Below are 6,297 nucleotides of genomic sequence, written 5' to 3' on the forward strand. Positions count from 1 at the left end.
GTGCCGCGACTTCACCACCGCGCGCGCCCCGCAACCACCCGGCAAATGCATCACCCGTAGGTTGGGGTGAGCGCAGCGATGCCCAACACCCGCATCAAAAAAGAAGCGATTGTCAAACTAGCCGTAGGTTGGGGTGAGCGCAGCGATGCCCAACAAGATCCCGTCACCGGCAGGAAGGTGACGAATTCGCGATAGTGCCGCTCGTGGAAGTCGGCCGGCGAACCGGTGAATTCGTCGCGCTGTTCGCGCCACGGATTACCGTCGGTGATGGCGGCCAGCGCCTGCGGGTGGCGCTGCACCTGATCGCCGCTGCGCAGCGGCATCAGCCGCAGCGACCACATCAGTATCCGGCGGAAATGTCGAGCGACCGGCGGATCGCTGCGGTTCATGGGAGAAGCGGCACGGGGTGAGTGGCGCAGTTTAGCGCAGCACCCGGCGCTGTTCCGCGGTCAGCATGCGCCGGTCCTTCAGGATGGTCAGTGGCAGGCCTTCGCGCGCCACCTGGCCGATGACGCGGCCAGCCAGCACGCTGTCGCAATCCATATGCGTGGTCGAAATGAAGAAGTCGGCGCGCACCCAGTCACGGGTGATGACGAACTCAGGCCCCAGCCAGGCATCGGCTTCGACCGGGTCGGCACACACCGCGACCTGCCAGGGCTCGGCCGGACGGGTCGTGCCCTTGAGGTGGTCGCGCAGCAGGCCGGTGGCTTCGCGCACGCCGTTCGACCAGTAATCGGCTTCCCAGCGCCCGGCGACTGCGGCTTCGAAGCCGCCCGCCAGCCGGTTGTAATTGACGTAGTGGTAGGGGTGCAGACGCGCCAGGGCGACCAGCGGATCGAGCGCGCCGATGACGCACAGTGCGATGAAGGCGGCGGCCAGGCTGCGCGAGACGCGGACGTGCTGCCACAGGGCATACAGCCCGGCAGCGGCCAGCACCGCCAGCGGCGGCAGCAGGAAGGTGAAGTGGCGGATGCCGTTGTACAGCGCCGGCCGGGTCGCAATCGCCAGCGCCAGCGGCAACAGTGCCGCCAGAATGACCGTCAGCCACGGCAGGTGCTGTCGCCACGGGCGGTGCCGCCCGGCCGGCGCTGCCGTCATCGCCGCAGTGAGCACCGCACCCAGCGCGGCAACGAGTCCGGCCAGCGCCAGTTCCGGCAGCCGCACGGCCAGATAGATCGGCAGATAGCTGCGCGGCACCTCGGTGATCGCCATGATCTGACCATCGAGTACGGTCTGGATCGCGAAGGTGACATGCGAAAAAGTGGTCAGCGCCTTGATCAGATTGCCCGGCGCCTGCGCTGCCCACGGCCAGAACAGTGCGATCAGCGCCAGCGCGACCGGCACGGCGGGAAGCAGCGCGCGCACCGAGCGGCCCAGATGTGCGAGGCGGGCGCGCCAGTCGCCGTCGACCAGCGCCATCGAGGCCAGTACGCCGAGTCCGAGCACCATGACGCCGAACACGGCACCGACGCGCAGCCCGAAAGCGCAGCCGATCGCCAGGCCCAGCTTCAGCACCAGACCCAGCGGCGGCGCCGGCAGGCGCGCCACGATCAATGTTGTGTACCAGGTCACCCACGCCATGCAGGCGGCAAACGGGATGTCTTTCGTGTGGGTGAACAGTGCGCCGCTCCAGGCACCGGTGAGCATCAACAGCGCGACTGCGATGCAGGCGGCCGTGTCGTTCAGCAGGTGACGCGCCAGCCGATACACAGCGACCATGCCGGCAAAACCGAATGCTGCCGACAGCAGGTGGCGCATGTCCCACACATTCATCGGCAGCACGCGCTCGAGCGCAGCAGCGATCAGGTCGAACAGCCCGCCATAGAGATAGAGGTCCTTGTAGTGGAAGGCCGACATGTCGGTCAGCCCGGACGCGTAGTAGTCGAGCAGCAGCCGGCCGTAGGTGTGCTGTACCCATTCGTCGTTGCTGATGCCGTGCTGGCCGAAGGTCAGTGCGATATGCACCGCAATGAGCGCGAACAACGCCAGTCCCTTGCCCTGTGCGGTCAAACCATGTGTTGCAGGTCGAGACGTTGTAGGGGTCGTTGTCACAAGGCGCACAGAGCGGGAAGAGAGGCGAGGGCACAGACATAACGCGCTGCATGCGGGCTCGCTGACGATGCAGTCGAACAATGTGGCGGAAATGTCAGGTGGACCGGATGACTCGCCGGATGCCTGCTGTTCACGGTCGCAGCCGCCCGATCTGAATATCGGCTGTGGCAAGCAGATCATGGAAATCAGCGCCGGCCAGCACGCCATGTTCGACTGCGCGTGCGCGGCCGATCGGGTCGCCCGGTACGGCCTGCGTCGCCGGGTGACACATCACGGCGTCGCCGTCATCCGCAGCGGCGAACCAGTGCGCCAGCCGGTGGCGGTAGCCGGCGGCGTCGCAGTCGAAACCGTAGGCGCCCAGCAGGCGCGGCATCACGTGAAAGCCTGTGGCGCGGGCACAGCGCAACAGCGCCTGCGCACCGAGCGCGGCAATGAAGCGCGGCTTGAAGCCGTCGCCCGGACGCGCACCGCTGATGCGCAACCAGGGCAGGCAGCTACCGTAGCGCGTCAGCAGCACCTCGATCAGCGCGTCGCGGATCTGCGGCAGCTGGTGCACATGCTGGTGACCATCGACATAGTCCGGCGCGCGGCCCGTCGCGTCTTCGAAGCGTGCGCATTGGGTGGCGATCTCGTCGCGCAGCTGCGTTGGATCCAGGCGGCGGACATGGCTTAAGGCAATCAGGGGCCACAGGCCGCGGCGGGCCGGCACAAATTCGGTGAAATCAAGGTGCAGGCCGAAACCTGCGTACTCCTGGCGGGTGACGATGTGCGTGGCAGCGGCGGCCCAGCCCGGCGCGCGCGTCATGCACGCCGCCCCGCTGAGACGGCCCGCGTCGATCAGATCGAGCACCGCGGCGTCGACCGCCGGGTGGCAGCCGTAGTCGTCGGCGGTCAGAAAGACCGTCTTCATGCCGTGCGGTGTGCGAACGCCCAGTAGCGGCCGAGCACCCAGGTGCTGATGGCGACGCACACCAGCACGAGGGCCAGCGCGATCCACAGCGGCAGCGGCGTGTAGCGCAGCAGCGCGGCCAGCATCAGCTGATTGCCGACGAAGGCGGTGCACGACACTGCGAGCAGACGCGGCAGCGCCTGTCGGTGACGGGCTTGCGTGCCGGCGAACGAGAAGCGCCGGTGACCAAGGTAGCTGACCGGAAAGGCGCACACGAAACCGACCAGATTGGACCACGCCGGATCCATGCCGGTCGCGGCATCCACAACCAGCGTGACCAGGTAGTGCACGCCCGCGGCGCAGCCGCCGACAATGAGGAACAGCAGCACGGAGGCGCGCATGTTCAGCCTTCGATCCGGTCGGCCTGCGGCACCGGCTCGCGCCGCACCAGTTCCGCCACGACATACGGAGGTCGGCCCTTCACCTCTTCGTATACCCGCGCCAGATATTCGCCGAGGATGCCGATGAACAGCAGCTGCACGCCGGAGAAGAACATGATGCTGACCACCACGGTTGGCCAGCCTGGAAGGTCGATGCCGAACACCAGCTTTTCGATCACTTCATACAGGCCGTAGGCGAAGGCCAGCGTCGACAGCAGCAGCCCGGTCAGGCTGGCCATGCGCAGCGGCAGCACCGAAAAGCTGGTCAGACCCGTCCACGCGAGCCGGATCAGGTTGAGCCGGTTGAAGGTCGTGACGCCTGCGGCGCGCGGCAGTGGCGTGTACGGAATGCCGATGGAGCGGAAGCCGACCCAGGCGTACATGCCCTTCATGAAGCGCTGACGCTCGGGCAGTGCGAGCAGGGCGTCGACCACGCAGCGATCCATCAGCCGGAAGTCGCCAGCGTTGGGCGGAATGTCGAGCCGGCCACCCATATTCATCAGTCCATAGAAGACTCTGGAGCCGAACCGGTTGAACAGGCCCTGTTCGCCGCGATCGGCGCGCACGGCATAGACCATGTCGTAGCCGTCGCGCCAGCGCGCCAGCATGTCGCCCAGCAGTTCGGCCGAATGCTGGCCGTCGGCATCCATGCACACCACCACGTCGCCGCGCGCGTACTGCAGCCCGGCGGAAATCGCCGCCTCCTTGCCGAAATTGCGCGAAAAGCGCACCAGCGTGACCGGCAGACGAGCGGCGCACTCGCTGGCGATCCGTGCCGTCGCGTCGCGGCTGCCGTCATCGACCACCACCAGTTCGAAAGCGGGTGTCAGTGCCGACAGGTGGCCGGCGATCATGTCGAGCGTGGCGGCCAGCGCGCCCGCTTCGTTGTAGGCCGGGATGACGATGCTGACGCAGGCGGGCGGCCCGAAGCGTCGCGAGGAAGGCTGCAGCCGGGTGTCGGCGGGGTCGGTCGGGATCATCGTGAGGTGCCCGCGCGGACGGCCGAGGCGGGCCGGAATGCGGCGAACGTGGTGGGCGAGGAGCGCAGTGTACCGGCGTGCAGGCGCTGTCGGTAGGCTTTACAACACCGGCTCATGGTTAGTGCGCGCAGTTGTTTTCAATTTCAAGTATATGAAAGAAAAAGAGATTTCTTGTGGTGGCACGACGATTGCTGTGTTGCACATCGTCAGACTCGAAGCAACGGACGTCGAGTCGTCACCACAACGATGACGCGGGCACGCTTTGGCTGTTCGCCCGCCATGATCAGGACACCATGATGAAACTATCGAAAATCGCACTGACACTGGCGCTTGCTGCATCGGTGAGCCATGTTTCCGCCGCCATCATCGCCTCGGATGATTTTTCCTACGCGACCGGCGCACTCAACGGCGCCAACGGCGGTACGGGCTGGAACGGCGGATGGAGCGCCACCGGCGCCGCTTCGGTCCGTGACCCGGCGGTTGATCTGGACGACAACCGCGCCGCCTCCTTCACCTCGAATGCCGGCAATGCAGCGCACCGCGCCCTGTCCTCGGCGTTCACCGGCAACAGCGTATTCGTGAGCTTCTTCATTCAGGTCGCCACCGGCTCGGACATCGGCAACAACGACTTTCTGGGCCTGTGGCTGCAGAACGGCGCCGCCAATGAAGGTTCGAATCGCCCGACGCTGGGCCTGAAGGGCAACGAGGTGACCAACGACGCGTCGCGCAACGACCTGTTCGTACGCACCACGGGCAGCAACGGCAGCTTCCTTGCGTCCAGCAACGTGATCCTTGGTCAGACCTATCAGATCGTCGGTCACCTGTATCGCAACGCGGCCGGCAACTACACCAACTTCGACGCCTGGCTCAATCCGACTGCGGGTGACCTCGGCACGCCGGACGCCAGCTTCGTCGGCAATTCAGGCATCAACCAGATCACACGCGTCGGCATCCGTACTGCGAACCTCGATCAAGGCGACAACATCCTGATCGACCGTCTCGTGCTGGCGACCACCTTCCGCGAAGCGATCGGTCAGCCGATCCCGGAACCGGGCGCACTGGGTTTGCTGGGTCTCGGCCTGGCCGGTATGGCGTTCATGCGCCGCCGCATGGCCTGAGTCGGCGACGCACGGGGCGGCCGACCCTCTGCTCGACGTACTTACGCCTTGGGGCGGCTTCGGCTGCCCCTTTTTCGTTCACGCGCCGCTCTCAGGTGCGCGAAACTCTAGCCGCGTCGAGTGCAGTGCCTGCGGGCCCGGATACTCACGGCCTGTTCTTCAGCGCCTCTGCAGCGCGGGTCAGGTGTTGCATCAGCTTCGGTGCGACGTCCATCGGAATGTCGGTCGCTTCAATTGCATGCACCATGCAGCGCAGCCAGGACAGGACTTCCTCCTCGCTGATGGCAACGTGCGCATGCATCTGCCGCAGGTTGGCGTGGCCCATGCGTTCGGCGTAATAGCGGGGGCCGCCAAGAAATCCGCACAGGAACTCGAACTGCGCCTCGCGCAGGTGGGCGACGCCGAAACCGTGCTGGTGCAGCGCGTGCACCGGTGCCCCGTCAGGGTGGGTTTCGACGATGTCGTAGAAGGCATTGACCAGCCGGCGCAGCGGCACTTCGCCACCGATCTGCTGGAACATGCTGGGCGTTCGGGTCGCGCCGCTGTTCATCGGGTCCCCTGGTTGAGGTTGCTTGTTGGGCATCGCTGCGCTCACCCCAACCTACTGTTGCCGCAGAAGCCTGCAGCATCCACTGCCGCGCCGACTCGCCGCAATACCCCGGTGGAGGTACCCGCCCATCACCGTCCACACGTAGGTTGGGGTGCGCGCAGCGATGCCCAACACCAGCCTCCGCAAAGACCGCCGCTTCGGCCACCGCGCCCGCTCGCCGCAATACCCCGGTGGAGGTACCCGCCCATCACCGTCCACACGTAGGTTG

7 protein-coding genes are annotated in these 6,297 nt (G+C 66.2%); 1 reads left to right on the plus strand and 6 read right to left on the minus strand.

Annotated elements, in window-relative coordinates:
- Nucleotides 1-50: 50 nt before the first annotated feature.
- The 5 genes from Q8R75_RS13045 to Q8R75_RS13065 all read right to left on the minus strand — a co-directional run bounded on the left by Q8R75_RS13045 (nucleotide 51) and on the right by Q8R75_RS13065 (nucleotide 4,286).
- The gene (locus tag Q8R75_RS13045; protein WP_305615302.1) at nucleotides 51-389 is read right to left on the minus strand and encodes a hypothetical protein; all 339 of its coding nucleotides are present in this window, start codon (nucleotides 387-389) and stop codon (nucleotides 51-53) included.
- A gap of 31 nt (nucleotides 390-420) precedes the next feature.
- On the minus strand, nucleotides 421-2,010 hold the full coding sequence (locus Q8R75_RS13050) for a glycosyltransferase family 39 protein (RefSeq protein WP_305615300.1): 1,590 nt from the start codon (nucleotides 2,008-2,010) through the stop codon (nucleotides 421-423).
- A 172-nt stretch (nucleotides 2,011-2,182) separates the two neighbouring features.
- Nucleotides 2,183-2,962, minus strand: coding sequence for a ChbG/HpnK family deacetylase (locus Q8R75_RS13055; protein WP_305615298.1), 780 nt, complete (start codon nucleotides 2,960-2,962; stop codon nucleotides 2,183-2,185).
- Complete coding sequence (locus Q8R75_RS13060; RefSeq protein WP_305615297.1) at nucleotides 2,959-3,342, minus strand: GtrA family protein; 384 nt, start codon at nucleotides 3,340-3,342, stop codon at nucleotides 2,959-2,961. The genes Q8R75_RS13055 and Q8R75_RS13060 overlap by 4 nt, the downstream gene beginning before the upstream one ends.
- A gap of 2 nt (nucleotides 3,343-3,344) precedes the next feature.
- Nucleotides 3,345-4,286 carry a glycosyltransferase family 2 protein gene (locus tag Q8R75_RS13065; RefSeq protein WP_305615307.1) on the minus strand — a complete coding sequence of 314 codons (942 nt, stop codon included), beginning with the start codon at nucleotides 4,284-4,286 and terminating at the stop codon, nucleotides 3,345-3,347.
- A 371-nt stretch (nucleotides 4,287-4,657) separates the two neighbouring features.
- On the opposite strand from Q8R75_RS13065, the gene Q8R75_RS13070 reads away from it, so the two are divergent.
- Nucleotides 4,658-5,479 carry a PEP-CTERM sorting domain-containing protein gene (locus Q8R75_RS13070; protein ID WP_305615295.1) on the plus strand — a complete coding sequence of 274 codons (822 nt, stop codon included), beginning with the start codon at nucleotides 4,658-4,660 and terminating at the stop codon, nucleotides 5,477-5,479.
- Nucleotides 5,480-5,624: 145 nt separating this feature from the next.
- On the opposite strand, the gene Q8R75_RS13075 is transcribed toward Q8R75_RS13070, so the two are convergent.
- On the minus strand, nucleotides 5,625-5,999 hold the full coding sequence (locus tag Q8R75_RS13075) for a group II truncated hemoglobin (protein ID WP_305615293.1): 375 nt from the start codon (nucleotides 5,997-5,999) through the stop codon (nucleotides 5,625-5,627).
- Nucleotides 6,000-6,297 lie beyond the last annotated feature (298 nt).

Origin of the sequence: Methyloversatilis sp. (assembly GCF_030696805.1) — a bacterium.
GTDB lineage: Bacteria > Pseudomonadota > Gammaproteobacteria > Burkholderiales > Rhodocyclaceae > Methyloversatilis.

Excerpts from the sequence above, each read along its gene's own strand:
- Q8R75_RS13045 (WP_305615302.1), bottom strand. The coding sequence starts at position 389 with ATGAACCGCAGCGATCCGCCGGTCGCTCGACATTTCCGCCGGATACTG.
- Q8R75_RS13070 (WP_305615295.1), top strand. The coding sequence starts at position 4,658 with ATGAAACTATCGAAAATCGCACTGACACTGGCGCTTGCTGCATCGGTG.
- Q8R75_RS13060 (WP_305615297.1), bottom strand. The coding sequence starts at position 3,342 with ATGCGCGCCTCCGTGCTGCTGTTCCTCATTGTCGGCGGCTGCGCCGCG.
- Q8R75_RS13055 (WP_305615298.1), bottom strand. The coding sequence starts at position 2,962 with ATGAAGACGGTCTTTCTGACCGCCGACGACTACGGCTGCCACCCGGCG.
- Q8R75_RS13075 (WP_305615293.1), bottom strand. The coding sequence starts at position 5,999 with ATGTTCCAGCAGATCGGTGGCGAAGTGCCGCTGCGCCGGCTGGTCAAT.